The sequence below is a fragment of the Paractinoplanes ferrugineus genome (assembly GCF_016862195.1).
Lineage (GTDB): Bacteria > Actinomycetota > Actinomycetes > Mycobacteriales > Micromonosporaceae > Actinoplanes > Actinoplanes ferrugineus.
This window is the reverse complement of record NZ_BOMM01000038.1, coordinates 91,490-115,776: the sequence shown is the minus strand read 5'-3', so window position 1 is coordinate 115,776 and position 24,287 is coordinate 91,490. Positions and strand designations below refer to the sequence as shown.

Below are 24,287 nucleotides of genomic sequence, written 5' to 3'. Positions count from 1 at the left end.
CCTCCTCAGCGGGCCCTCCCCAGCGAGCCCTCCCCAGCGAGCACGAAGCGGCCTTCGTCGAGATTAACTGGAACAAATACGAAACATCCGCCTAACGCGGGTAGTCAGCGGGCAGCAGATGGGTCACCTCGGCCGGTCCCCGGGCCAGCGCCACCGCACTTTCCTCCACCCCCTCGTCCCGCTTCGTCAACCGCCCCTCGTGCTGCCGCAGATGCTCGGCCCACGTCGGCACCTGATAGACCTCGACGAACTTCGCCGGATCGGCGCCGTCGCGGAACAGCCCCCACCGGGTCGCGCCGGTGCGCTGCCGCGACCCCCGCACCTTGTGCATGGCCGCGCGGAACTCGTCGGCGTTCGTCTCGTCCACCCGGTAGACCGCCGTGACCAGCACCGGCCCCTCGTCCAGGTGCGGCTGCAACATCAGGTGCGGCTCGGCCCAGTAGATCGCCGGCGACCGGTCGGTGCCGTCGACCTCCCGCACCGGCCACCACGCCACGGTCACCGTGCCCGCCGCCATCAGCACGGCGGCCGCGAGGAAGGCCGTCGCGAGCCCGAACGCCTCGGTGACCTGGCCCCAGGTGAGCGCGCCGATCGCCTGGCCGCCCGCGAACACCACCTGGTAGATGCCGAAGCCGCGGGCCCGGACCCAGTTCGGCAGGAACAGCTGCAGAGTCGCGTTCATCCGGGACACCAGCGCCATCCACGCGAGCCCGGCCGCCACCAGCACCGCGACGACCGCGATCCGGTCGGGCACCAGCGCGACCACCACGAGCGCCAGCGCATAGACGAGGCCGGCGGCGACGATGAGCTGGCCCGGGGACGAGGCCTCGCGGATTCGCGGCATCAGCAGGGCACCCGCGATCGCCCCGACCCCGAGCGCGGCCAGCAGGATGCCGTAACCGCTCGCGCCCATCCCCAGCTCCTGGCGCGCGACGACGGGCAACAGGCCCCACACCACGCTGCCCGGCAGAACGAACAGCGCGACCCGTAGAAGAAGCAGACGTACCGACGGGGCGTACCGGACATAACGGCCGCCCGCCCGCAGCGCCGACCCCAGATGCTCCGGGTGCGAGTCGGGCGCCTGCGCCGGCCGCCGCCACCCGGCCAGCGCGACCGCGAACACGGCGAACGACAGGGCGTTGAGCCCGAACACGGCGGCCGAGCCGAGGTGCGCCACCAGCAGACCCGCCACCGCCGGTCCGGCCGAGCGGGCCAGGTTGGTGTTGACCGCCCCGAGCGCCGACGCCGACGGCAGCTCGTCGCGCGACACCACCTCGGGGATCACCGCCTGCCACGTCGGCAGGGTCACCGCCTGGCCGACGCCCAGCAGGAACGTGAAGACCAGCAGCAACGCCGGCGGCATCAGATCGAGCCAGGTCAGCGCGGTCAGCACGGCGGCGACCGCGAACAGCGCGACCTGCACCGCCAGCAGCAGCCGGCGCCGGTCGAACCGATCGGCCAGCGCGCCCGACGGCAGCGCCAGCAGCAGGACCGGCACCATGGTCACGGTCTGCACCAGGCTCACCCAGGTGGCCGCGTCGGCTTCGTCGACGACAAGCCACTGCGCACCGACCGTCTGCATCCAGGTGCCGACGTTGCCGGCCAGAACCGCCACCCACAGGACACGGAACACGGGTTGGCGCAGCGGCGCCCAGGGCGAGATCTCGGCGGTGGTCACGCGCTGATTTTCACCGCCGAGCGGCTCCGCGGCCCGGGCGGGGTTGTCCCGCGCGGGCCGCGCCCCGGGTCAGCGGTTCAGACGCTGCCGCCGGGCCTCGCGCTTCTCCTCGAACCGCGACGCCTGCAGCTCCAGCTCGTCCATGTGGCCGGCCAGCTCCTCGCGCGCCTTCTCGCCCTCGGCACTCAGGCCGGTGCGGCCGAACACATCCCACTGGCGCAGTACCGGCTGCAGTACCTCGTCGCGGTGCTGACGCAGGTCGTAGATGCCGGCCAGGGCGATCGAGACCGCCTTGCGCTGGAAGCCCTCGATGTTGGCGCCGGGCATCTGGAAGTCGGCCACCACGTCGGTCACCGCCCGCATCGCGTGATCGGGGTCCAGGTCGAACGCGGCCGCCAGCAGGTTGCGGTAGAAGACCATGTGCAGGTTCTCGTCGGCCGCCACCCGCGCCAGCAGCTGCTCGGCGACCGGGTCGCCGGTGGCCTTGCCGGTGTTGCGGTGCGAGATGCGCGTCGCGAGTTCCTGGAACGCCACGTACGCGATGGAGTGCATCATCTCGTCGGGGTGGTAGGTGGCGTAGCCGGCCTGCATGTGGACCATCCGGGCCCGCTCCAGTGCCACCGGGTCGACCGCGCGCGTCACCGTGAGGTAGTCGCGCAGGGCGATGCCGTGCCGGCCCTCCTCGGCCGTCCAGCGGTGCACCCAAGTCCCCCACGCACCGTCCCGGCCGAACAGCGACGCGATCTCGTGGTGGTACGACGGGAGGTTGTCCTCCGTCAGCAGGTTCACGATGAGCGCGGTCCGGGCCACGTCGGGCAGTTTGGCGTCGGTCTCCAGCCACGGCTCGCCGTTCAGGAGGCCGTCGAAGGTGCGGCCCTCGCTCCACGGCACGTACTCGTGCGGAAACCACTCCTTGGCCAGCGACAGATGCCGGTCAAGGTTGGCGGCCACCACGGGCTCCAGCTCGATGAGCAGGGCGGTCTGGTCCACGGTCTCTCCCTACGGTTGCGTAACCTACGCCACCGTAGCCTCCTACCCGCCGGTATCCGTCATCGCCTCCGGATTCACAGCCGACTCCCGGGCGGCGGCAACGGGCGGCGGCGGATCATCGAGGCTCGCCGGCACCGACCGCCGGGTGCAGGTCGGCGACCGGTGGCGCCCATCCGGCGGCGTCGGCCTCGACCTGCTCACCCGAGCGGATGTCCTTGACCGTGTCGGGCTCGCCCGGGAACCAGACGTACGGAATGCCACGGCGATCGGCGTACTGAATCTGCTTGCCGAATTTCGCCGCGGCCGGCGCCACCTCGGTCGGGATGCCGCGGCGGCGCAGCGCGCCGGCGATCCGGTCGCACGCCACCCGCTGGTCCTCGTGGGGCAGGGCGACGAGCACGGCTGTCGGCACCGACCGGGACACGGTCAGCGCCTGGCGGCCGAAGAGCAGGCCGAGCATGCGCGACACCCCGATCGAGATGCCCACGCCGGGGAACCGCTCCTTGCCGGACGAGGCGAGGTTGTCGTAACGGCCGCCGGAGCAGATCGACCCGAACCGCTCGTAGCCGAGCAGCTGGGTCTCGTAGACCGTGCCGGTGTAGTAGTCGAGGCCGCGAGCGATCTTCAGGTCGGCGACGACCAGGCCCGGTGCGTGCTCCCGGGCCGCCTGCACCACCCGTACCAGCTCGCCGAGGCCCTCGTCGAGCAGCGGGTCGGTGACTCCCAGCTTGCGCACCGCCTCGACGAACGAGCCGTCGTCGGCCGAGATCGCGGCCAGCTCCAGGCAGGCCGCGGCCTGGGCCTCGGTCGCCCCGGCGGTCTCGACGAGCAGGCCGGCCACCTTGGCCGGGCCGATCTTGTCGAGCTTGTCGACCGTGCGCAGCACCTGGTCGGTGTCGGCGAGGCCGAGGCCGCGGTAGAAGCCCTCGCACACCTTGCGGTTGTTGACCAGGATGCGGACCGGCGGAATCGGCAGGCCGCTCAGCGCGTCGCCGATCACCAGCGGCATCTCGGTGTCGTAGTGGAACGGCAGCGAGTCGCGGTTGACCACGTCGATGTCGGCCTGCAGGAACTCGCGGTAACGGCCCTCCTGCGGGCGCTCGCCCCGCCACACCTTCTGGATCTGGTAGCGGCGGAACGGGAACTGCAGTTTGCCCGCGTTCTCCACGACGAAGCGGGCGAACGGCACCGTCAGATCGAAGTGCAGGCCGAGCTGATCCTCGCCGGTGGCGTCCGCCGAACCCTGCAGGCGGTGCAGCAGGTAGACCTCCTTCGAGGTCTCCCCCTTGCTGAGCAGGGTGTCGAGCGGCTCGACCGAGCGCGTCTCGAGCGGAGCGAAGCCGTACAGCTCGAAGGTCGAACGAAGGCGATCGACGACCCGCTGCTCGATCATGCGCTGCGCGGGAAGCCATTCCGGAAAGCCAGAGATAGGCACTACTAACCCCTAAAGTCCGCGGCCGGGCGCGGCGCTCAACTCCCGCAGGTACGGGTTGGTCGCGCGCTCACGGCCGATGGTGGTGGCCGGTCCGTGGCCGGGCAGGACGACGGTCTCGTCGGCGAGCGGCAGGATCTTGTCCCGCAGGCTGGCCATCATCGTGTCGGTGCTGCCGCCCGGCAGGTCGGTGCGCCCGATGGATCCCGCGAAGAGAACGTCACCCGAAAGGCACAGCGGGGCGTCGTCTCCGGGCAGGCGGAAAAGCACCGACCCGCCGGTATGGCCGGGCGCGTGGTCGACGGCGATCTCGATGCCGGCGATGTTCAGGACCGCGCCGTCGGTGAGTTCCGCGACGTCCTCGGGCTCGGAGTATTCCAGCCGGCCGCCGAAGAGCTGGACGAGATCCGTGCTCAGGCCCTTGGCCGGGTCGGCGAGCATCTCCAGGTCGGCGGGGTGCACATAGGCCGTGATGCCGCGCGCGCCGCACACCGGCGCGACCGAGAACGTGTGGTCCACGTGGCCGTGGGTGAGCAGCACCGCGGCCGGGTGCAGCCGGTGCTCGGCGAGCAGCGAGTCGAGCCGCTCGAGCACGCCGATGCCGGGGTCGACGATCAGGCACTGCTCGCCCGGCCCGGCGGCGACCACATAGCAGTTGGTGCCGAAGGCCTGCGCCTCAACGCCGGTGACGAGCACGACCACAACCTCTCAGCTAGTCCGGAGCAAATCGTAACGAGTGCCGCCCGCACGGATGTCCACCGGGCGGCCGGAGCCGGGCCGGGCCCGGTCGGACCTAGGCACGTGCACATTGCACCTCGACAACTAGCCGGCCGACAACCCATATATTCGCCCGGCTGGATGCATCGAATGATCGAACCGGTGAACATCCCTGGACACGGCATCCTCCCGGCGGGGGCACACCACTTTCCCAGGAGCTACCCGTACACTCTTGCGGGCGTGTGACGAAGAGCATGTGAAGAAGGGCAACGTTCGGTGGCTTCCAGTAAGGACCGGCAGCGCAAGCTCGCGCGGGCGAAGCACGATCGGCGGATGGCGAAGCGTGCCTCCAAGGAGCGGGGCAAGCGACGCCTCTACGCCGGACTCGGCGTGAGTCTCGCGGTCCTGCTGATCGTCGGCGGCATCGCCTGGGTCGGCGGCGCGTTCGACTCCGCCGACAAAAAGGAGGACACGGCCGCTCAGGACGTGTGTGCCTGGACGCCGCAGAGCGCGACCACCAACACCAACCTCAAGGACGTCGGCACGCCCGGAACCAAGGGCATTCCGACGCTCGGCTCCGACACCATGACCATCAGCACCGACCAGGGTGCGCCCATCAAGGTCGAGATGGATCAGGAGAAGGCGCCGTGCGGCACCGAGGATCTTCGGTACCTCGCGACCAAGAAGTTCTTCGACAACACCACGTGCCACGAGATCACGACCTACGGCGCGCTCCGCTGCGGCGACCCGAGCGGCACCGGACTCGGCGGCCCGACGTACAGCGTCTACAGCGAGAACACCCCGGCCGCGCCGGACCCCTCGCCGAGCGCCGGCCCGGGTGGCAAGCCGGTGCTCTACCCCGCCGGCACGGTCGCCCTGATCGGTAACCCGCCCGGCACCAACGGCAGCCAGTTCCTGATCTTCTTCAAGGACTACTCGCCGGCCAGCCCTGAGTTCTCGATCCTCGGCACGGTGTCCGCCGGCATGGACACCGTCACCAAGATCGGCAAGATCCCCACCGTTGCGGACTCGGCCGGCGACAAGATCAAGCCCAAGACGAAGATCACGATCAAGACGCTCACCTTCGGCGACACCGCTGCCTCCGCGGCACCGTCGGCGAGCGCCCAGTCTTAACTCCCCCCAGGCCGAACACAGCAGGAGGACCACCGTGTCGTCGATCAAGGACAAGCAGCGCCAGGCGGCCCGGGCCCGGCTCGAGAAGGAGATGGCCGAGCGCGCCGAGTCCGCCCGCAAGCGGCGCCAGCGACAGACGATCATCGGATCGGCGATCGCCGTCGTGGTCGTCGCCGGCGTCGTGTTCTTCATCGTCAACCCGTTCAAGGACGACGACAAGAAGAGCACCGCGGCCGCGAGTTCCGTCCCGGCCGGGTCGGTCGCCTGCACCTGGACGCCGGACACCGGCGGCGGCAAGACCAAGGACGTCGGCACCCCGCCCGCCACCGCGCCCAACACCGGCACCGCGACCATGACGATGGACACGAACCTCGGCAAGATCGTCGCCAACCTCGACAAGGCGAAGGTCCCCTGCACCGCCGCCAGCTTCAGCTACCTCGCGAGCAAGAAGTTCTGGGACAACACCAAGTGCCACCGCATGGTCAACGAGGCCAACTTCAAGGTGCTGCAGTGCGGCGACCCGTTCGCCTCCGGCAAGGGCTACCGCGACACCGACGGCCAGGGCGGCCCCAGCTACACCATGGCTGAGGAGAACCTCCCCACCGACACCAACAAGCCCTACCCCGCCGGCTCGATCGCCATGGCCAACACCGGCAAGGCGGGCAGCACCGGCAGCCAGTTCTTCATCTGCGCCGAAGACACCCAGCTCCCGGCGAGCTACACCCTGCTCGGCACCGTCACCACCGGCCTGGACATCGTCAAGGACGTCATGAAGGCCGGCGACGACGAGGCGTTCAAGGCCTCCGCGGGCGGCGGCCACCCCAAGAAGGAAGTCGACATCAAAGCCCTGACGATGTCGTAACTCCCGCTTGACGCACAGGGCGAGGCCGGCCGGCCTCGCCCTTTTCTTCAGTACGCGCGTCCCACCACTCCCCTGGCACGCCCGCCGCAAGCTCCCCCCGCCCAAGACCCAGCTGCCGCGCCCCCAGCCGCCCGAACGACCCGCGTCCGTCCCGAGTGGACAGTGACGCTCCCGCCCTCCCCCGTGCCGCCCGCCGGGCCGACGTAGCCCGGGTGGCCGTCGCGGCCGGCATAAGTGGGTGAGCACAGCAGACCGTCGCATCGCGGGTCTTGACCACACCTCCCTCGGCCGCCGGATCAGACCGTCCGAGGTGGTGAGTGCGGGCTGCGAACATACGGCGAGTCGGTGACCAACCATCCGGCAAGGCGCAATGCGGTCAGCTTGTCGGTCGGCCATGGCCACGGCTCGTTCGAGGTGCGCACGCGAGCACCAGGCGGTTCCGGACGGCCCCGGGCCAGGGCGTCGAGCCGGGTTTGCAAATCGGGCCGGCCACCAGCAGGTAAAGGCCAGCATCACCGCGTTGCCATGGCTGATCTCGGCCGCATAGCGAGCCCGGTCCCCGGCGAATAGGCTCGCGCACATGACCGGCGGCGACTGGCGGGACAGTGGGTTCAGACAGCGCCGGCCCTCCGCGGAGACTCTCGACTGGGTCGCGGCGTCGATGGGTCGCGGCAGTCGCATCGTCGGCCGTCGCCGGTTGACCGGGGGCGTCTGCTCCGCCGTTCATCGGCTGACGGTCGAGCGGCACGGAACGCGGACGTTCGTCGTGCTGCGGCAGTACCCGGGCGGGCTCGGCCTGCGCCAAGCCCTCGAAAAGGAGATCGCCAACCTCGGTGTGGTGGCCGGAAGCGGGCTTCCGGTGCCGAGCATCCTGGCCGCTGATGTCGCCGGCGCCCGCACCGGCGGCGCCCCCGCATTGCTGATGACCCGGTTGCCGGGACATGTCGACCTCAACCCGGCGGACCCCCGGTCGTGGATGACCAGGATCGCGGAGATTGCCGTACTGCTGCATTCCCTCGATCTTCCGGCGAAGATCTTCCGGCCGTGGACGGATTCCTGGATCGCTCCGCGGGACGCGTTTCAGGTGCCGGCCGGCGCGCGGAAGCCGGCTGTGTGGCATGAGGCGTTCGGAGTCATGGCGCAGGCGCCGCCGAAGGACACCGCTGTCTTCCTGCACTGCGACCTGTTGCCGGTCAACCTGCTGTGGTCGCGTGGGCGGATCACCGGACTGACCGACTGGAACGGCATTCATCGAGGGTCACGCGCTCTTGATGTCGGGCACTGCCGGCGCTACCTGGCGGCGCTCTACTCGCCGGAGTGGGCGGAGCAGTTGCGGTCGCGCTATGAGTCGATCGCCGGGGTGACCCTCGATCCGTGGTGGGACTTGTACGCCCTGCTGCACTATGACGACAGCGACCCGAAGTGGATCCAAGGTCAGGTCGCCGGGCGCCGTCTTGTCGATGCGCCCGGCATGACCTCTCGAGTCGAGATCGCTATCGAGACAGTGCTCCGCCGCCTCGCGTAACCGCCGCGGTCAGGCGCCGGAGGTGACGCGGTAGGCGTCGAACACTCCGTCGACCTTGCGGACGGCGGCGACCAGGTGGCCGAGGTGTTTGGGGTCGGCCATCTCGAAGGTGAAGCGGCTGACTGCCACTCGGTCGCGGGTGGTGGTGACGGTGGCGGACAGGATGTTGACCCGCTCCTCCGACAGCACCCGGGTGACGTCGGCCAGCAGTTTGTGCCGGTCGAGCGCCTCCACCTGGATCGCCACCAGGAAGGTGGACGCGCTGGTGGGTTTCCAGCTCACCTCGACCACGCGTTCCGGCTGGTCGCGGAGGTCCTCGGCGTTGGCGCAGTCCTCCCGGTGGACGCTGACGCCGCCGGAGCGGGTGACGAAGCCGAAGACCGCGTCGCCGGGGACCGGGGTGCAGCAGCGGGCCAGTTTGACCCACACGTCGCTGACGCCCTTGACCACGACGCCGGGGTCCTGCGTGGTGGTGCGGTTGCGGGGCGGGCGGGTCGCGACGGCGGTCTCGGCGATGTCCTCGACCGCGCCCTCCTCGCCGCCGAAGCCGGCGACGAGTTTCTGCACGACCGACTGGGCCGAGACGGTGCTCTCCCCCACCGCGGCGTAGAGCGAGGCCACGTCGGCCAGGTGCAGGTCACGCGCGATCGTGGTGAGGTTCTCGCTCGTCAGCATGCGCTGCAGGGGCAGGCCCTGCTTGCGCATCGCCTTGACGATCGCCTCCTTGCCGATCTCGATCGCTTCCTCGCGGCGCTCCTTGTTGAAGAACTGCCTGATCTTCGTGCGGGCCCGTGGGCTCTTGACGAAGCCGAGCCAGTCCTGGGTCGGGCCGGCGGTGGCCGACTTCGACGTGAAGATCTCGATGACGTCGCCGTTGGACAGCGTCGACTCCAGCGGCACCAGCTTGCCGTTGACCCGCGCCCCGATGCACTTGTGCCCGACCTGGGTGTGCACCGCGTAGGCGAAGTCGACAGGCGTCGAACCGGTCGGCAGCGGGATCACGTCGCCCTTCGGCGTGAAGACGTAGACCTCCTGGCTGGACAGGTCGAAGCGCAACGCGTCGAGGAACTCGGACGGGTCACTCGCCTCGCGCTGCCAGTCGAGCAGCTGCCGCAGCCAGGTCATCTCGTCGATGTGCGCCGGCGGGCCGACGATCGTCGCGCCCTTCTGCTCCTTGTACTTCCAGTGGGCGGCGATGCCGAACTCCGCCGTCCGGTGCATCGCGAAGGTTCTGATCTGCATCTCGACCGGCTTGCCGGTCGGGCCGATGACCGTCGTGTGCAGCGACTGGTACATGTTGAACTTCGGCATCGCGATGTAGTCCTTGAACCGGCCCGGCACCGGCTGCCAGTTCGCGTGGATGACCCCCAGCGCGGCGTAGCAGTCGCGGACCGTGTCGACCAGGATGCGCACCCCGACCAGGTCGTAGATGTCGTTGAAGTCGCGGCCCCGCACGATCATCTTCTGGTAGATCGAGTAGAGGTGCTTGGGCCGGCCGGTCACCTCGGCCTTGATCTTCGCCGATTTCAGGTCGAGGCCGACCCGGTTGGTCACCTGGCGCAGCAGCGCCTCCCGCTGCGGCTGGTGCTCACCGATGAGGCGGTTGATCTCCTCGAACCGCTTCGGGAACAGCGTGCCGAAGGCGAGGTCCTCGAGCTCCCACTTGATCGTGTTCATGCCGAGCCGGTGGGCCAGCGGCGCCAGGATCTCGAGGGTCTCCTTGGCCTTCTGCTCCTGCTTGGGCCGGGGCAGGAAGGTCAGGGTGCGCATGTTGTGCAGCCGGTCGGCCAGCTTGATGACCAGCACCCGCGGGTCTTTCGCCATGGCCACGACCATCTTGCGGATCGTCTCGGCCTTGGCCGCGTCACCCAGCTTGACCCGGTCGAGCTTGGTCACGCCGTCGACCAGCAGCGCCACCTCGGCGCCGAAGTCGGTCTTCATCGACTCGAGGGAGTAGTCGGTGTCCTCGATCGTGTCGTGCAGCAGCGCCGCCACCAGCGTGGTCGTGTCCATGCCGAGGTTGGCCAGGATCGTCGCCACGGCGAGCGGGTGGGTGATGTAGGGGTCGCCGGACTTCCGGTATTGCCCCGAGTGCCAGCGGGCGGCCACGTCGAAGGCCCGCTGCAGCTGCCGTCCGTCGGCCTTGGGGTGGCTGGCCCGGTGGGTGGCGATCAGCGGCTCGAGCACCTCGCTGACCTGGGTGCTCTGCCACGGCGCGTTGAAGCGGGCCAGGCGCGCTCGGACCCGGCGCCCGGTGGGGGCACCGGCCAGGCCGCTGAAAGCGCTGCTCGGCTCCTCGCCGGGCGGCATCGGCTGGGTGGCCTCGGGATCGACGGCGGGGACGGCCGGCCGGGGCGTGGAAGCCTCCGGGGTGCCGTCCGCGGCGGACGCTGTCGCGTCCGCGCCGGTCCCTGCCTTGTCGGTCGGCTGCACCGAGCCCTCCGCCGGAGGGGCGACGTCGCTGGACACCGGTCTCCTCACACCTTCGACAGAAACCTCGCCGGTCACCGTCGGCCGGTGAAGCTCACTCATCCCGGAGCCCCTGCTGTTGGTCACCTGGTTAGGAACGCCATCCTACCCGCACACACTTCCCGGATGCCCCGGCCGAACCTCCGAAAGAGCGGTTATCAACCGGACGAAACCCAATCAAACGGTCAACATCGCGTGTACGGGGCGGGGCGCGAGCCGCTCCCGGCCCTTCAAGAACCCCAGTTCCATGAGAACCGTGAAGCCGGCGACGGTGCCACCGGCCCGTTCGACGAGTTCCAGCGCGGCGCCCGCCGTGCCACCCGTGGCGAGTACGTCGTCGACCACCAGGACGCGCTGCCCGGCGACGAAAGCGTCCTCGTGCACCTCGAGGGTGGCTTCGCCGTACTCGAGCTCGTATGTCGCCGACAGGGCCTTGCGGGGCAGCTTGCCGGCTTTGCGCACCGGCACGACACCGACGCCGGTCGCGTAGGCGACCGCGGCGGCCACCACGAACCCGCGTGCCTCCACCCCGGCGACCACGTCGAACGACTCGCGGCCGAAGTGCTCGATCACGCCGTCCACCACCCGGCGGAACGCGGCGCCGTCGGCGAACAGGGGCATCAGGTCCTTGAAGACGATCCCCGGCTTGGGGAAGTCGAGAACGTCGACCGTGCCGCCGAGAACGACGGAGGCGAGCTCCGGTCCGCTGTCGCCATGAGGAGCTTGATCTGTCACGGGCGCCAGCCTAACCAAGCCCGGCGGCCCGGCCCGTCGCGGCCGGGATGCGGAAGCGCCCGCCACCGGAGGGTGACGGGCGCTTCGTTCGCGAAGTGGATCAGCGAGGCTTGGTGCCACCGCTCGGGCGGTTGCCGGCCCCACCGGGACGGCCGCCACCGCCGCGGTTGGTGTTGCGCTTCGCGGTCGGCCGGGCTCCCGGGCGCGGCGACAGCGTGGCCAGGGCCGGGGCCTCGTCGGACGCGGTCACGTTCGCCGGGCGCTGCCGCTCGGCACGGGGCGCCACGTCGCCGGACTTGGCCGACGCGCGCCGGGCGAGCACCCGGGCGGTGTGCGCCTTGATCTTCGGCTCGCGGTCCTTCAAGGCGCTCAGCACCGGCGCCGCGAACATGATCGAGGAGATGACGCCCAGGCCCATACCGACGAACAGCACCAGACCGAGGTCCTTCAGGGTGCCCGCGCCGAGCAGGCCGGCCCCGATGAACAGCAGGCCGCCGACCGGCAGGAGGGCGACCAGACCGGTGTTGATCGAACGCATCAGGGTCTGGTTGACGGCGAGGTTCGTCGCCTCCGAGTACGTCTTGGTGCTGCCCGCCGTGATGCCACGGGTGTTCTCCTGAACCTTGTCGAACACCACCACCACGTCGTACAGCGAATAACCGAGGATCGTCAGGAAGCCGATCACCGTCGACGGGGTGACCTCGAAACCGACGAGCGAATAGACGCCGGCGGTGAGCAGCAGGTCGAGCAGCAGCGAGGACAGCGCGGCCACCGCCATCCGCCACTCGAACCGGATCACCAGATAGGCCATCACCAGGACCAGGAAGACGAGCAGACCGATGATGGCCTGTCTGGTCACCTGACCGCCCCAGGCCGCCGACACCCGGTCGTCGCTGACGTCGTCGGCCTTGACCCCGAGGTCCCGGACCACTGCCGTCTTGGCCGCCTCGGCCTGCGGCGCGGTCAGGTCGGAGGCCCGGACCGTGAAGTAGCTCTCGGCGCTGCCGACGCTGTCGACCTTCTGCGCGGCGCCGATCTCGGCCTCCGGGTCGGCCGACTTGACCGCGCGCTCGACCGCGTTGGAGACCTCTTCCTGGGTCAGCACCTGACCGCTGGTGGTCTTGGCGGGCACGCTGAACGACGTGCCACCGGCGAACTCGATACCCAACTCGAACTGCTTGATCGAGAAGCTGGCGATCGAGATCAGCACCAGCACGGCCGCGATGGTGAACCAGGTCTTCCGGCGGCCGACGATGTTGATGTTCGCTTCGCCCTGGTAGAGGCGACTGGCTAGACCTTCACGGGCCATCTCAGGCCTCCTTGGCATCGGTCTGGGCGCGACGCAGGACGCGGCCGAGGCCACTGACCCGCGGCGACATGAACGCCTTGGTGCTGGCGAACATCGTCATGATCGGGTGCCGGAACAGGAACACCACGAGCAGGTCGAGCACGGTCGACAGACCCAGCGCGAAGGCGAAACCCTGCACCGCGCCGATCGAGACGATGTAGAGAACCACGGCGGCCATGATCGTGATCGTGTTCGCCGAGATGATCGTGCGGCGGGCGCGGGCCCACGCGCGGGGCACCGCGGAGCGCGGTGTTCGGCCCTCGTGGATCTCGTCCTTCAGACGTTCGAAGTAGATGACGAACGAGTCCGCGGCCACACCTAGTGACACGATGAAGCCCGCTATACCGGCCAGGGTCAGCGTGAAGCCGACCGTACGGCCGAGGAAGACCAGCGCGCCGAAGGTCAGCAGACCGGACAGGATCAGGCTCAGGAAGATGACCGAGCCGAGCAGGCGGTAGTAGAAGAACGCGTAGACCGCGACCAGGGCCATCCCGATCGCGGCGGCCAGCAGACCGGCCTGCAGCTGCTGGATGCCGAGCGTCGCGGAGACCGTCTGGGCCGGGCCGGCGGTGAAGGTCACCGGGATCGCACCGAAGTTGAGCTGGTCGGCCAGCTGCTTGGCGGACACCGCGGTGAACTGGCCGGTGATCTGCGAGGTGCTGGTCAGCACGCCCTGGATCTGCGGCGCCGAGATGACGTTCTTGTCGAGGACGACGGCGACCGCGCAGTGCTCGATGCTCGAGTACAGCGCCTGGGCGGCGGTGTAGCAGGGCTCGCTCGCGGTGGCGTTGAACGCCGTACGCGTCAGGGCCGTCCATTTGGTCTGACCCTCGCTCTTGAAGTCGAGCGAGACCACCCACTGGCCGTTCTGCGGGTCGAGCTGAGCGGACGCCTTGGAGATGTCGTCACCGACCACCGACGCCTTGTCCAACATGACCTTGGCGCCGTTGTAGCACGCCACGACCTTGGACTGGATGTTGTCGATGGCGCCGTTGGGCCGCTCGTCGAGCTGCTTCTCGCAGCCGATGGTCGGAATGTTGAACTGCATGTCCGGGCTCAGCGCGTTGACCTCGGGGCCGGTGAGCTTGCCGAAGCCGTAGTAGGCCAGGCCGGCCTTCGGGTCGGCGGACAGGTCGACGGGAGCGGTCAGCTTCTCGGCCGCGGCCCAGGCGGCGGCGCCGACCTTCTTCTTGACGTCGTCGAGCGAGACCTGCTCCTGGCCCGGCACCGGGGCGGTGCTGTCGGCGGCCGGGGTCGAGGTGACGCTCGGGCTCGGGCTGACGCTCGGGCTCGGCGCCTTCACGACCTCGCCACCGCCCTGGCCGCCGCTCGTGCTCTTGGCCGACGGGGAGGCGTTGACGGCCGGCGCGCTGCCGCTCGCCGACGGCTTCGCCGAGCCGCCGGCCGACGGCGTGGCCGAGGCGGCCACCGACGGCGTGGCGGTCGACGGGTTCATCGCCGTCTGGGCGATGTCGCCGGTGGTGCCGATCAGCAGGCGGAACCGCATCTGCGCGGCCGTCGCGAGGTCCTTGAGCTGGTCGTCGGACTCACCCGCGAGCGACACCACGATGTTGCGGTTGCCCTGGATGACGACCTCGGCCTCGGAGACACCGAGCGCGTTGACGCGGTTCTCGATGATCGTCCGGGCCTGCTCCATGCTGTCCTTGGACGGGTCCTGGCCGCCCTGCACGGAGGCGATGTAGGTGGCCTGTGTGCCACCGACCAGATCCAGGCCCAGTTTCGGCTGCAGGCGGTCGGTGAAGCTGCCCTTCGCGCCACCGGCGAAGAACACAAGCAGATACAGGACGACGAAGACCAGGCCGAGCACGCCGAGTTGGCGTCCGGGATGCATCTGTCCCTGTGGTGGTCGTGCCACGGCGTTCGGTCTCCCTAGTGCGTGTGTCGGCCGCCCCCTGGCGGCGCCGATCATTGTGCGTGGCCGATGTCCGGCCGGACGAAGCGGCCCGACGGCAGGGTGCGCCGCGGGCCGATCCGTGAACCTCTGTTCAGTCTTTCTTGCTCTTGTCGGCGGTCGTGTCGTCCACGATCACCGGGTGCTCCTCGATGACGGGCTCGTCCTCGACCAGAACCTCATCCGTGTCAACGACGGGCTCGGGCTTCGGAAGCACGCGGGCGATAGCCGGACGGGCGAACTTCACCACGACGCCGGGAGCGACCTCCAGAGTAGCCACATCGTCATCGATGGATACAACGGTCCCGTGCAGCCCGCCGATCGTCACGATCTGGTCGCCCGGACCGAGCGCGCTCTGCATCGACTGGGCCTCGCGGCGCCGTTTCTGCTGCGGGCGGATCATCAGGAAATAGACGACGCCGAAGAGGAGAAGGAGGAACAGGATCGTCGTGAAGCCACTTCCGCCTGAGCCACCTGCGGCTGCTGCGTGAACCACTAGAAAGCCTTCCGTAAGCCACCGGCGCGCGACTCGGGCGCGTCAGGGCGATATACACATCCCGGTTGAACCGCGGCGAGTCTAATCGGTCAACCTGGGAAGTCCGAATGCGGCACACATCACGTTCACATTACGAGGGGATTTCACGCGTCTCGGGCGAACAGGTCGCCCTGCACGACTCCGGACGGCGGCGTCTTGCCCAGATGCAGCCAGCCGGCCTCGGTCGCCACCCGGCCGCGGGGGGTGCGCGCGAGCAGTCCGGCCCGCACCAGGAACGGCTCGCAGACCTCCTCGACGGTATCGGACTGCTCACCGACGGCGACCGCGAGGGTGGACAGGCCGACCGGACCGCCCCGGAACGACTCGATGAGCGCCCGCAGCACGGCGCGGTCAAGGCGATCAAGGCCGAGCGCGTCCACGTCGTACACCTTCAGTGCCGCCCTGGCGGTCTCCTCGGTGACCACCCCGTCGGCCCGCACCTCGGCATAGTCCCGCACCCGGCGGAGCAGACGGTTCGCGATGCGCGGCGTGCCGCGCGAGCGGCCGGCGATCTCGGCCGCCCCCGCCGCGGTGATCGGCACCCCGAGAATGCGCGCCGACCGATGCAACAGCGAGTCCAGATCGGCCGGTGAGTAGAAGTCGAGATGGGCGACGAACCCGAATCGATCACGCATCGGACCGGAAAGTAATCCCGCGCGTGTCGTGGCACCCACGAGAGTGAACGGCTCGACATCCAGCGGGATCGCGGTGGCCCCCGGGCCCTTGCCGACGATCACGTCGACGCGGAAGTCCTCCATCGCCGAATAGAGCAGTTCCTCGGCCGGTTTCGCGATGCGGTGGATCTCGTCGATGAAGAGCACGTCGCCCGGCGCGAGGCTGGTCAGGATGGCCGCCAGGTCGCCGGACCGCTCGATCACCGGGCCGCTCGTGGTGCGGATGCTCGTGCCCAGCTCGGCCGCGACGATGTTGGCAAGCGTGGTCTTGCCCAGGCCGGGCGGCCCCGACAGCAGGATGTGATCGGGCGGCGCGCCGCGGCCCATCGCGCCCTGCAGCAGCAGTTCCAGCTGGTCACGCACCCGGTGCTGGGCGATGAACTCGGCCAGCCGGCGGGGGCGGACGCTCGCCTCGGCGTCGAGCTCGTCGTCACCCGCCTCGGCGGCGACCAGATCGTCGGTCATCGGGTCTTGCCCAGCAGCCGGATCGCCTGGCGGAGCAGCAGCGGAACGGGCGGCACCGCACCGTCGATCGTCTCCGCCACCGCCGCCACCGCCTGATCGGCCTGCGCCACCGTCCAGCCGAGCGCGAGCACACCCTGGCGCACCTGCTCCTGCCAGTCGCCCCGCAGCATGCCGGCCGGCGCGCCGTCGGACAGCGGCAGCGGACCGATCCGGTCGCGCAACTCGACGACCATCTTCTCGGCGCCCTTCTTGCCGATGCCCGGCACCCGGGTCAGGGTGGCCAGGTCGGCACCGGCGATGGCGCGCCGCAGGGTGTCCGGCGGGTGCACGGCCAGCGCCGCCTGCGCCAGCCGCGGACCGACCCCGCTCGCGGTCTGCAGCAGCTCGAACAGCTGCTTCTCGTCGTCGTCGGCGAACCCGTACAGCGTCAAGGAGTCTTCCCGGACCACCATGCTGGTCGCCAGCCGCGCCTCGACGCCGGCCTTCAGGCCGGCAAGCGTGCCCGGCGCGCACTGCACCTGCAGCCCGACACCACCGACCTCGATGACGGCACTGTCCGGGTTGATGGCGGCCACCACGCCGCGAACGCTGGCGATCATCGCCGTGCTCCCCTTCTGGCCGCCAGCGCGGCGGCTTCGATCCGGGCCCGGGTGCCACCACGCCAGATGTGGCAGATGGCGAGGGCGAGGGCGTCGGCCGCGTCGGCCGGTTTCGGCGGCGCGTCGAGCCCGAGCAGCCGGGTGACCATGCCGGTCACCTGTTTCTTGTCGGCGACGCCGGACCCGGTCACGGCCGCCTTGACCTCACTCGGCGTATAGGTGGTGACCGGCAGCCCGGCCCGCGCGCCGGCCAGGATCGCGACCCCGCTGGCCTGCGCCGTGCCCATCACCGTGCGCACGTTGTGCTGGGAGAACACCCGCTCGACGGCCACGCTCTGCGGCTTGTGCTCGGCCACCAGGGCGGCCAACTCGGTGTCCAGCCGCAACAGCCGCAGCGAGATGTCGTCGTCGGGATCGGTGTAGACCACGTAGTAGCCGATCAGCTTGCACTGCCGCCCCGGCACGCCCTCCACGACACCGACCCCGCACCGGGTGAGCCCCGGGTCGACGCCGAGCACGCGCACCACGGACCTCCCCTGCCTCACGTACGTGTGTTCGACACCCTAATACCCCCCGGTCTTGCGCCCGGCACCGACACGCTCCGACGATGGAGTCATGTACGTCGTTCCGCCGATGGATGACGAGCCGCCACCGGACTACCTGACGTTCGTCGCCGGCCACCTGGACGCGCTGTGCCGCGAGACGAACCGCCTGGTGGGCGGTGACTTCGAGGCCGCCCACCTCTATCTGGACGTGCTCACCGACGTGGCCGGGCACTGGCGCCGGCTCACCTGGTGGGGCCGGCTGACCAGGAAGGACGTGGCCACGCCGTACCTGGAGAGACGTCTCACCCAGCGCACCAGGCGGTGGCGCGACGAGCAGATCTACGAGGTCGACGTCCGCGTGCTGCGCACGCGAGCGATCTTCCCCTCCCTGGTGGGCGCGCCCCGCTCGAGCTTGGCGCTGCGCAAGGCCACGGTGCTGCCGAGTACGGCCCGGAGCAGTGCCGCCTACCGCGCGGACGCCGGCATAGCGTGGGTGAAGGCGTACCGGAAGCAGGAGTGGCACCGGATCGGCCGGCTGGCCGCCTCCGGGATCCTGCTGGTGGGCGGAATGATCCAGTACATGTCCTGGCTCTCCACCAGTTACTGAGATCGCGCGCCGTCATCGGAACGGTCCGGTGTGCGATCGACGATCCAATACTGTCACGCGGGCGTCGCCCAGAACTCCGGGGCAAGTCAGGCCGTGCAGGCCGGCGCGGGGGCGCCGGCCTTCGGGACGTCGAACTTCGATCAGGCGTCGAGGGCCGCCATGATCTCGTCGCTGATGTCGACGTTGGCGAAGACGTTCTGCACGTCGTCGCAGTCGTCGAGGGCGTCGATCAGCTTGAAGACCTTGCGGGCGGCTTCCTCGTCGACCGGCACGGTCATCGTCGGGACCAGGGAGGACTCGGCCGAGTCGTACTCGATGCCGGCCTCCTGCAGGGCCGTGCGCACCGCTGGCAGATCGGTCGGCTCGCTGACCACCTCGAACGAGTCGCCCAGATCGTTGATCTCCTCGGCGCCGGCGTCGAGCACGGCCAGCATCAGGTCGTCCTCGCTGTTCGCGCCCTTCGGGACGATGAACACGCCCTTGCGGTTGAACAGGTAGGAGACGCTGCCGGCGTCGGCGAACGTGCCGCCGTTGCGGGTCAGGGCGGTGCGGACCTCGGTCGCCGCGCGGTTGCGGTTGTCGGTCAGGCACTCGATCAGGATCGCCACGCCGTTCGGGCCGTAGCCCTCGTACATGATCGTCTGCCAGTCGGCGCCGCCGCCCTCCAGGCCGGAGCCGCGCTTGACCGCGTTGTTGATGTTGTCGTTGGGAACGGAGCTCTTCTTCGCCTTCTGGATGGCGTCGTAGAGCGTGGGGTTGCCCGCCGGATCACCACCGCCGGTGCGCGCCGCGACCTCGATGTTCTTGATGAGCTTGGCGAACATCTTGCCGCGCTTGGCGTCGACGACGGCCTTCTTGTGCTTCGTCGTCGCCCATTTGGAGTGGCCGGACATGCAAAACCTCCGTGATCTACCGTGCGTCTTCGGCCTGGCGGACCATCTCGACGAAGTACCGGTGGACGCGCAGGTCTCCGGTAAGCTCCGGGTGGAAAGCCGTGGCGAGCAGGTTCCCCTGCCGAACGGCGACAATCCTACCGGCGCTCGGCCCGTCATTGACGCGGCCCAACACGCGCACGTCGTCGCCGACTTGTTCGACCCAGGGCGCCCGGATGAAAACAGCGTGAAAATCGCCGCCCGCAATGTCGTCGATCGGCACCGACGCCTCGAACGAGTCGATCTGCCGGCCGAAGGCGTTGCGCCGCACGGTCATCTCGATGCCCTGGAACGTCTCCTGGTCGGGCCGGCCGTCGAGGACGTCGGTGGCCAGCATGATCATGCCGGCGCAGGAGCCGTAGACCGGCATGCCGTCGGCGATCCGCTTGCGGATCGGGTCGAGCAGCCCGAACGACACGGCCAGGTGGCTGATCGCGGTCGACTCCCCGCCCGGCAGCACCAGCGCCTCGACGTCGGCCAGCTCCTCGGGCCGGCGGATCGGCCGAGCCAGCACGTCGCTCTCGGCGAGCGCCGACAGGTGTTCCCGAACGTCGCCCTGCAGGGCCAGCACTCCGATGTTCACCGACCCAGCTTAGGCGGGCGACCAACAAGATCAACTTGTCCCGGATGTCGTCCGGGCCGTCGCGCACCGAGGAAAACCGGCGTTGCAGGCCACCGGGGGGTCGATTGGCCATCGGTGCCGGGGGTCTTCGTGCCTACGATCCGTATTACCGAAACCCCGCTTGAGGAGTCGATACCCCATGTCTACCGATAACCAGCCCGCCGTCGGGACCGCGCGAGTCAAGCGCGGAATGGCGGAGATGCTCAAGGGCGGCGTGATCATGGATGTCGTCACGCCCGAGCAGGCGAAGATCGCCGAGGACGCCGGCGCGGTGGCGGTGATGGCGCTGGAGCGCGTCCCGGCCGACATCCGGGCCCAGGGTGGCGTCTCCCGGATGTCCGACCCCGACATGATCGACGGAATCATCGCCGCCGTCTCCATCCCGGTCATGGCCAAGGCCCGCATCGGGCACTTCGTCGAGGCCCAGGTGCTGCAGGCGCTCGGCGTCGACTACGTCGACGAGTCGGAGGTGCTGACCCCGGCCGACTACGCCAACCACATCGACAAGTGGCAGTTCACCGTGCCGTTCGTGTGCGGGGCCACCAACCTGGGCGAGGCGCTGCGCCGCATCACCGAGGGCGCCGCGATGATCCGCTCCAAGGGCGAGGCCGGCACCGGCGACGTGTCCAACGCGACCACCCACATGCGCAAGATCCGGCAGGAGATCCGCCGGCTGCAGACGCTGCCGGAGGACGAGCTGTTCGTCGCCGCGAAGGAGCTTCAGGCACCGTACGACCTGGTCAAGGAGGTCGCCGAGGCGGGCAAGCTGCCGGTCGTGCTGTTCACCGCGGGCGGCATCGCCACCCCGGCCGACGCCGCCATGATGATGCAGCTCGGCGCCGAGGGCGTGTTCGTCGGCTCGGGCATCTTCAAGTCGGGCAACCCGGCCCAGCGGGCGGCCGCGATCGTCAAGGCCACCACCTTCCACGACGACCCCGACGTGCTGGCCAAGGTGTCCCGCGGGCTCGGCGAGGCGATGGTCGGCATCAACGTCGACGACATCCCGGTGCCGCACCGCCTGGCCGAGCGCGGCTGGTAGGACCTCAGACCGCTTCGAGCGGCGCGGTCGGGGCGGTCGGGGCGGCCGGCACCGGCACCTCGACCGCGCTCTCGGGCAGCGCCGGGTCCTCGATGTCGAAGTACTGCGGGCGTGGGTAACGCCGCGCCATCCCGAGCATCCGCACCAGCGGCCGGTGCCGGGCGGTCAGCGCGTCGCGGACCTGGTCGGTGTGCACCTGCCGGGCCAGCACCGTGCGCCGGCTCGTGCCGACGAGCTGGCGCTCGGCCAGGTCGGATCCGAACGGCGCGGCCGCCCGCAGCTGCCGGGTCAGGTCGTTCTCGGCCTGCTCGCGCTCGTCGGGATCGGCATCCAGCGCCAGGCGGGCCGCGGCGTAGAGCTCGACCAGGTCCTTCTCCTCGGCCACCACCGCGGCGGCGGCGGCCCGGCGCACCAGGTGGGCGTCGAGGGCCCGCTCGGCGGACTGCGCCCGCACGTGCACCCGCTCGACCCGGTGGGCCGTCCAGCCCAGGTAGGTGGCGAGCAGCACGACCACCGCGACCGCCCCCAGCACCCACCACATGCGGGGCATCGTAGTGCCCTTGAGCCCGTTGAAGTCAGCCGCCCGAGCGTGGTTCCGACCACTCTTCGTCCATGACGCGTCCGTCGGTGGCCTCGATCGCGGCCGCGTAGACCTCGAGAACCCGCTGCGCGACGCTGGTCCAGTCGAACGCCGTCACGGCGGTGTGGGCGGCCTCGGTCAGCTCGGTGCGCCGGGCCGGGTCGTCGAGCAGTTGAGCGAGGAGTACGCAGAGCGCATCGGCATCGCCGGTGGGGAACAGCGCCCCGGCCCGGCCGCCGTCGAGCACCCGCCGGAACGCGTCGAGGTCACTGGCCGCGATCGCGGTGCCGGCCGCCATCGCCTCGGTGAGGATCATCCCGAAGCTCTCGCCGCCGATGTTCGGGGCGACGTAGACGTCCACGCTGCGTAGCATGCGAGCTTTGTCGGCTTCGGACACCAGACCGAGGAAAGTCACCCGATCGCGTAGATCCCGGGGGAACTCCGAGTAGAGGTCGTCACGATCACCCGGCCCGGCGACCAGCAGGCGCAGGTGGGGCCGCGCGTACGCCAGTGGCACGAACGCCGCGCGGAGAATGTCGAAGCCCTTGCGCGGCTCCGTGAAGCGACCGAGAAAGCCCAGCGTGCCGCCGTCGCCCGGCCAGTCGTCGAACGGCTGCGCGGCGGCGAACTTGGCCACCGCCACCCCGTTCGGGATCTCCACCGCGCCCCCGCCGAGGTGCTCGACCTGCACCTTGCGGGCCAGCTCACTGACCGCGATCCGGGCGGTGATCTTCTCGAGCACCAGCTGCAGCAGGCCCTGCGCCACCGACAACGCCCGCGACCTGGTCATCGCCGTGTGGAAGGTGGCCACGACCGGGCCCCGCGCCGACAACACGGCAAGCATCGACAGCGACAGGGCAAGCGGTTCGTGAACGTGCAGCACGTCGAACTTGCCGCGGTTGAGCCAGCGCCGCACCCGCGCGGTCGAGACCGGCCCGAACGCGATCCGCGCCACCGACCCGTTGTAGGGAAACGGCACCGCCCGACCCGCCGGCACGACGTACGCCGGCAGATCGGCGTCCTCGTCGGCCGGCGCCAGCACGCTCACCTCGTGGCCGAGGGTGATCAGCGCCTCGGAGAGGTCCATGATGTGGTTCTGCACGCCGCCGGGCACGTCGAAGGAGTAGGGCGAGACGATCCCGATCCGCACGACGCTCCCCCTACAGCCACAGCTTCTGGAGCATGTGCCAGTCCTGCGGGTGTTCGGCGATCCCCGCCGCGTAACCGTCGGCCAGCATCTGGGTGGTCGCCTTGACCCGCTGGTCGAGCGGCCCCTCGGTGGCCGGGACGATCCGGCGCAGCACGGCGTGGGTTCCGGTCGGCGTGAACGACAGGTCGACCGCGTAGAGCGGGGCGCCGGTGCGGATCGCGAGGATCGCGGGCCCGGCCGGCATTCGTGTGCGGCCGCCGAAGAACGAGACCTCGACGCCGCTGCGGGACAGGTCCCGGTCGCCCAGCAGGCAGACCAGGAAGCCCTGCTCGAGCCGTTCGCCGAGCACGTCGAGCGGCGGCCGTTCCCCGCCGGTGAGCGGGATCACCTCCATGCCGAGCGTCTCCCGGTACTCCACGAACTGCTGGAACAGGGCCTCGGGCTTGAGCCGCTCGGCGACGGTGATCATCTGCCACCCGTTCGCGACCACCCAGGCGGCGGCCGCGTCCCAGTTGCCGATGTGCGGCAGGGCGAGCACCACACCCGTGCCGTCGGCGACGTGGCCCTTGAGCCAGTCGTAGTGCTCGGGCGAGATGCTGAAGCCGTCGAGGGCCTGCTGCCGGCTCTGCGACGGCAGGCGGAAGGCCTCGAGCCAGTACCGGGCGTACGACCGGAGCCCGTCCCGGACCACCAGATCGGAGATGTCGGGCTTGACCTGCCGCAGGTTGTTACGCAGCCGCTGGGTGCCGGGTCCGTTCTGCTTGTACGCCCGGTCGGCCGCCGCGTTGAACAGCGCCCGCGCGGCCGGCAACGGCAGCATCCGGACGAGCCGCCAGCCGGCCGAGAACCCGAGCGCGGTCAGCCGATCCGTCATGCCACCGGCTCGGCGGAAGCGGACGGCCCGGACGAAATCGGCGGCTCGGACGAGATCGGCGGCTCGGACGAAGGCGGCGGCTCCGACGAAGGGGGCGGCCCCGACGAGAGCGGCGGCTCGGAAGCGGCCGGGGCCGGTTCGGTGCGGGCGGCGTGGATCAGGCGCTGGAAGACGGTGATCACCGACACCACCGCAAGCACCCACAGGGCGGCCGGCAGGCCCCAGTCCAGGCCGGCGCTGCCGAGCAGGCCGCCGACACCGATGATGAGCAGCCGTTCGAGGCGCTCGGCGATGCCGACGTCGGCGTTCAGGCCGAGACTCTGGGCGCGGGCCTTGACGTAGGACACCACCTGGCCGGCGACCACGGCGATCAGGGCCGCGACGGTGCCGCCGTAGGGGTTGCCCTCGGTCGCCATGTAGTAGACGACGGCACCGAACACCGCCCCGTCGGCGAGGCGGTCCATGGACGAGTCGAGCAGGGCGCCGAACTTGCTGGAGCCGCCGCGCATCCGGGCCATCGTGCCGTCGAGGACATCGGTCAGGGCGCAGGCGGTGACCACCCAGGTGCCCCAGAACAGGTGGCCGGTGGCGCCGAGCCAGGCACCGAACAGCACGCCGACGGTGCCGGCGACGGTGACGGCGTTGGGCGTCACGCCGATCTTGAGAAGAAAGCGGGCAGTCGGATTGACGCCGTGTGAGACAACGGCACGCGCGGTTGCGTTGACGATCTTTGCCATGGCCGTCCCACCCTATCGGCGCGAAAGCGGAGACCGCGAAACGAGGCCGTATCGTCATCCCCGAAAAAGGACCGAAGTCACCACTATGGCACTTGACCCTTACCAAGGGTTGCGAGTGTCACGGCG

The 24,287-nt window shown here is 69.9% G+C and carries 22 protein-coding genes and 1 pseudogene; 5 read left to right on the top strand and 18 right to left on the bottom strand.

Going from position 1 to position 24,287, the window contains the following annotated elements; genetic code table 11:
* Positions 1–91: 91 nt before the first annotated feature.
* The 4 genes from Afe05nite_RS20670 to Afe05nite_RS20655 all read right to left on the bottom strand — a co-directional run bounded on the left by Afe05nite_RS20670 (position 92) and on the right by Afe05nite_RS20655 (position 4,796).
* Positions 92–1,678, bottom strand: coding sequence for an MFS transporter (locus tag Afe05nite_RS20670; protein WP_203818790.1), 1,587 nt, complete (start codon positions 1,676–1,678; stop codon positions 92–94).
* 69 nt (positions 1,679–1,747) lie between these two features.
* The gene (locus Afe05nite_RS20665) at positions 1,748–2,668 is read right to left on the bottom strand and encodes an acyl-ACP desaturase (RefSeq protein WP_203818789.1); all 921 of its coding nucleotides are present in this window, start codon (positions 2,666–2,668) and stop codon (positions 1,748–1,750) included.
* A 115-nt stretch (positions 2,669–2,783) separates the two neighbouring features.
* A complete protein-coding gene (hisS, locus tag Afe05nite_RS20660; protein ID WP_203818788.1) occupies positions 2,784–4,103 on the bottom strand; it encodes a histidine--tRNA ligase in 1,320 nt (439 codons plus the stop codon).
* A gap of 9 nt (positions 4,104–4,112) precedes the next feature.
* Complete coding sequence (locus Afe05nite_RS20655; RefSeq protein ID WP_203818787.1) at positions 4,113–4,796, bottom strand: MBL fold metallo-hydrolase; 684 nt, start codon at positions 4,794–4,796, stop codon at positions 4,113–4,115.
* Between the two features lie 297 nt (positions 4,797–5,093).
* Here Afe05nite_RS20655 and Afe05nite_RS20650 point away from each other — a divergent pair, with 297 nt between their 5' ends.
* The 3 genes from Afe05nite_RS20650 to Afe05nite_RS20640 all read left to right on the top strand — a co-directional run bounded on the left by Afe05nite_RS20650 (position 5,094) and on the right by Afe05nite_RS20640 (position 8,338).
* The gene (locus Afe05nite_RS20650) at positions 5,094–5,951 is read left to right on the top strand and encodes a peptidylprolyl isomerase (protein WP_203818786.1); all 858 of its coding nucleotides are present in this window, start codon (positions 5,094–5,096) and stop codon (positions 5,949–5,951) included.
* Between the two features lie 34 nt (positions 5,952–5,985).
* The gene (locus tag Afe05nite_RS20645; RefSeq protein ID WP_203818785.1) at positions 5,986–6,813 is read left to right on the top strand and encodes a peptidylprolyl isomerase; all 828 of its coding nucleotides are present in this window, start codon (positions 5,986–5,988) and stop codon (positions 6,811–6,813) included.
* A 580-nt stretch (positions 6,814–7,393) separates the two neighbouring features.
* Positions 7,394–8,338, top strand: coding sequence for a phosphotransferase family protein (locus tag Afe05nite_RS20640; RefSeq protein ID WP_203818784.1), 945 nt, complete (start codon positions 7,394–7,396; stop codon positions 8,336–8,338).
* 9 nt (positions 8,339–8,347) lie between these two features.
* On the opposite strand, the gene Afe05nite_RS20635 is transcribed toward Afe05nite_RS20640, so the two are convergent.
* From Afe05nite_RS20635 to ruvC, 8 genes are all read right to left on the bottom strand, one after another.
* Positions 8,348–10,807, bottom strand: coding sequence for a RelA/SpoT family protein (locus tag Afe05nite_RS20635; protein WP_203818783.1), 2,460 nt, complete (start codon positions 10,805–10,807; stop codon positions 8,348–8,350).
* A gap of 177 nt (positions 10,808–10,984) precedes the next feature.
* Positions 10,985–11,542, bottom strand: coding sequence for an adenine phosphoribosyltransferase (locus tag Afe05nite_RS20630; RefSeq protein ID WP_203818782.1), 558 nt, complete (start codon positions 11,540–11,542; stop codon positions 10,985–10,987).
* 100 nt (positions 11,543–11,642) lie between these two features.
* Positions 11,643–12,851, bottom strand: coding sequence for a protein translocase subunit SecF (gene secF / locus Afe05nite_RS20625; protein WP_203818781.1), 1,209 nt, complete (start codon positions 12,849–12,851; stop codon positions 11,643–11,645).
* Between the two features lies 1 nt (position 12,852).
* Complete coding sequence (secD, locus tag Afe05nite_RS20620; RefSeq protein WP_203818780.1) at positions 12,853–14,742, bottom strand: protein translocase subunit SecD; 1,890 nt, start codon at positions 14,740–14,742, stop codon at positions 12,853–12,855.
* 154 nt (positions 14,743–14,896) lie between these two features.
* Positions 14,897–15,298, bottom strand: a complete 402-nt coding sequence (gene yajC / locus Afe05nite_RS20615; protein WP_203818779.1) for a preprotein translocase subunit YajC — start codon at positions 15,296–15,298, stop codon at positions 14,897–14,899.
* A gap of 143 nt (positions 15,299–15,441) precedes the next feature.
* Positions 15,442–16,476, bottom strand: coding sequence for a Holliday junction branch migration DNA helicase RuvB (ruvB, locus tag Afe05nite_RS20610; protein WP_203818778.1), 1,035 nt, complete (start codon positions 16,474–16,476; stop codon positions 15,442–15,444).
* Positions 16,473–17,075, bottom strand: coding sequence for a Holliday junction branch migration protein RuvA (gene ruvA / locus Afe05nite_RS20605; protein WP_203818777.1), 603 nt, complete (start codon positions 17,073–17,075; stop codon positions 16,473–16,475). The genes ruvB and ruvA overlap by 4 nt, the downstream gene beginning before the upstream one ends.
* Positions 17,072–17,599 (bottom strand): crossover junction endodeoxyribonuclease RuvC, encoded by a 528-nt coding sequence (gene ruvC / locus Afe05nite_RS20600; RefSeq protein ID WP_203818909.1) that lies wholly within the window; start codon positions 17,597–17,599, stop codon positions 17,072–17,074. The genes ruvA and ruvC overlap by 4 nt, the downstream gene beginning before the upstream one ends.
* 91 nt (positions 17,600–17,690) lie before the next feature.
* On the opposite strand from ruvC, the gene Afe05nite_RS20595 reads away from it, so the two are divergent.
* Entirely contained in the window at positions 17,691–18,227 is a 537-nt protein-coding gene (locus tag Afe05nite_RS20595) for a hypothetical protein (protein ID WP_203818776.1), read from the top strand.
* Positions 18,228–18,367: 140 nt separating this feature from the next.
* Here Afe05nite_RS20595 and Afe05nite_RS20590 read toward each other — a convergent pair whose 3' ends face one another.
* Together Afe05nite_RS20590 and pdxT are read right to left on the bottom strand one after the other, a co-directional pair.
* On the bottom strand, positions 18,368–19,120 hold the full coding sequence (locus tag Afe05nite_RS20590) for a YebC/PmpR family DNA-binding transcriptional regulator (protein ID WP_203818775.1): 753 nt from the start codon (positions 19,118–19,120) through the stop codon (positions 18,368–18,370).
* A 16-nt stretch (positions 19,121–19,136) separates the two neighbouring features.
* Complete coding sequence (pdxT, locus tag Afe05nite_RS20585) at positions 19,137–19,742, bottom strand: pyridoxal 5'-phosphate synthase glutaminase subunit PdxT (RefSeq protein ID WP_203818774.1); 606 nt, start codon at positions 19,740–19,742, stop codon at positions 19,137–19,139.
* A gap of 178 nt (positions 19,743–19,920) precedes the next feature.
* On the opposite strand from pdxT, the gene pdxS reads away from it, so the two are divergent.
* Positions 19,921–20,820: a pyridoxal 5'-phosphate synthase lyase subunit PdxS gene (gene pdxS, locus Afe05nite_RS20580; protein WP_203818773.1), complete on the top strand. Its 900-nt coding sequence runs from the start codon at positions 19,921–19,923 to the stop codon at positions 20,818–20,820.
* A gap of 4 nt (positions 20,821–20,824) precedes the next feature.
* Here the strand turns inward: pdxS and Afe05nite_RS20575 are convergent, their stop codons facing one another.
* From Afe05nite_RS20575 to pgsA, 4 genes and pseudogenes are all read right to left on the bottom strand, one after another.
* Positions 20,825–21,370, bottom strand: coding sequence for a hypothetical protein (locus tag Afe05nite_RS20575; RefSeq protein ID WP_203818772.1), 546 nt, complete (start codon positions 21,368–21,370; stop codon positions 20,825–20,827).
* 25 nt (positions 21,371–21,395) lie between these two features.
* Positions 21,396–22,550, bottom strand: a complete 1,155-nt coding sequence (locus Afe05nite_RS20570; RefSeq protein ID WP_203818771.1) for a glycosyltransferase family 4 protein — start codon at positions 22,548–22,550, stop codon at positions 21,396–21,398.
* Positions 22,551–22,560: 10 nt separating this feature from the next.
* On the bottom strand, positions 22,561–23,424 hold the full coding sequence (locus Afe05nite_RS20565; RefSeq protein WP_203818770.1) for a phosphatidylinositol mannoside acyltransferase: 864 nt from the start codon (positions 23,422–23,424) through the stop codon (positions 22,561–22,563).
* 119 nt (positions 23,425–23,543) lie between these two features.
* Positions 23,544–24,161, bottom strand: a pseudogene (gene pgsA, locus Afe05nite_RS20560) (phosphatidylinositol phosphate synthase); the annotation flags it as partial.
* Between the last annotated feature and the right edge of the window lie 126 nt (positions 24,162–24,287).

Bases quoted from the DNA above. Each gene is read 5' to 3' on its own strand.
- Afe05nite_RS20565 (WP_203818770.1), bottom strand. From the start codon at position 23,424: ATGACGGATCGGCTGACCGCGCTCGGGTTCTCGGCCGGCTGGCGGCTC.
- secF (WP_203818781.1), bottom strand. From the start codon at position 12,851: ATGGCCCGTGAAGGTCTAGCCAGTCGCCTCTACCAGGGCGAAGCGAAC.
- ruvA (WP_203818777.1), bottom strand. From the start codon at position 17,075: ATGATCGCCAGCGTTCGCGGCGTGGTGGCCGCCATCAACCCGGACAGT.
- ruvB (WP_203818778.1), bottom strand. From the start codon at position 16,476: ATGACCGACGATCTGGTCGCCGCCGAGGCGGGTGACGACGAGCTCGAC.
- Afe05nite_RS20590 (WP_203818775.1), bottom strand. From the start codon at position 19,120: ATGTCCGGCCACTCCAAATGGGCGACGACGAAGCACAAGAAGGCCGTC.
- secD (WP_203818780.1), bottom strand. From the start codon at position 14,742: ATGCATCCCGGACGCCAACTCGGCGTGCTCGGCCTGGTCTTCGTCGTC.
- Afe05nite_RS20595 (WP_203818776.1), top strand. From the start codon at position 17,691: ATGTACGTCGTTCCGCCGATGGATGACGAGCCGCCACCGGACTACCTG.
- pdxS (WP_203818773.1), top strand. From the start codon at position 19,921: ATGTCTACCGATAACCAGCCCGCCGTCGGGACCGCGCGAGTCAAGCGC.
- Afe05nite_RS20575 (WP_203818772.1), bottom strand. From the start codon at position 21,370: ATGCCCCGCATGTGGTGGGTGCTGGGGGCGGTCGCGGTGGTCGTGCTG.
- Afe05nite_RS20640 (WP_203818784.1), top strand. From the start codon at position 7,394: ATGACCGGCGGCGACTGGCGGGACAGTGGGTTCAGACAGCGCCGGCCC.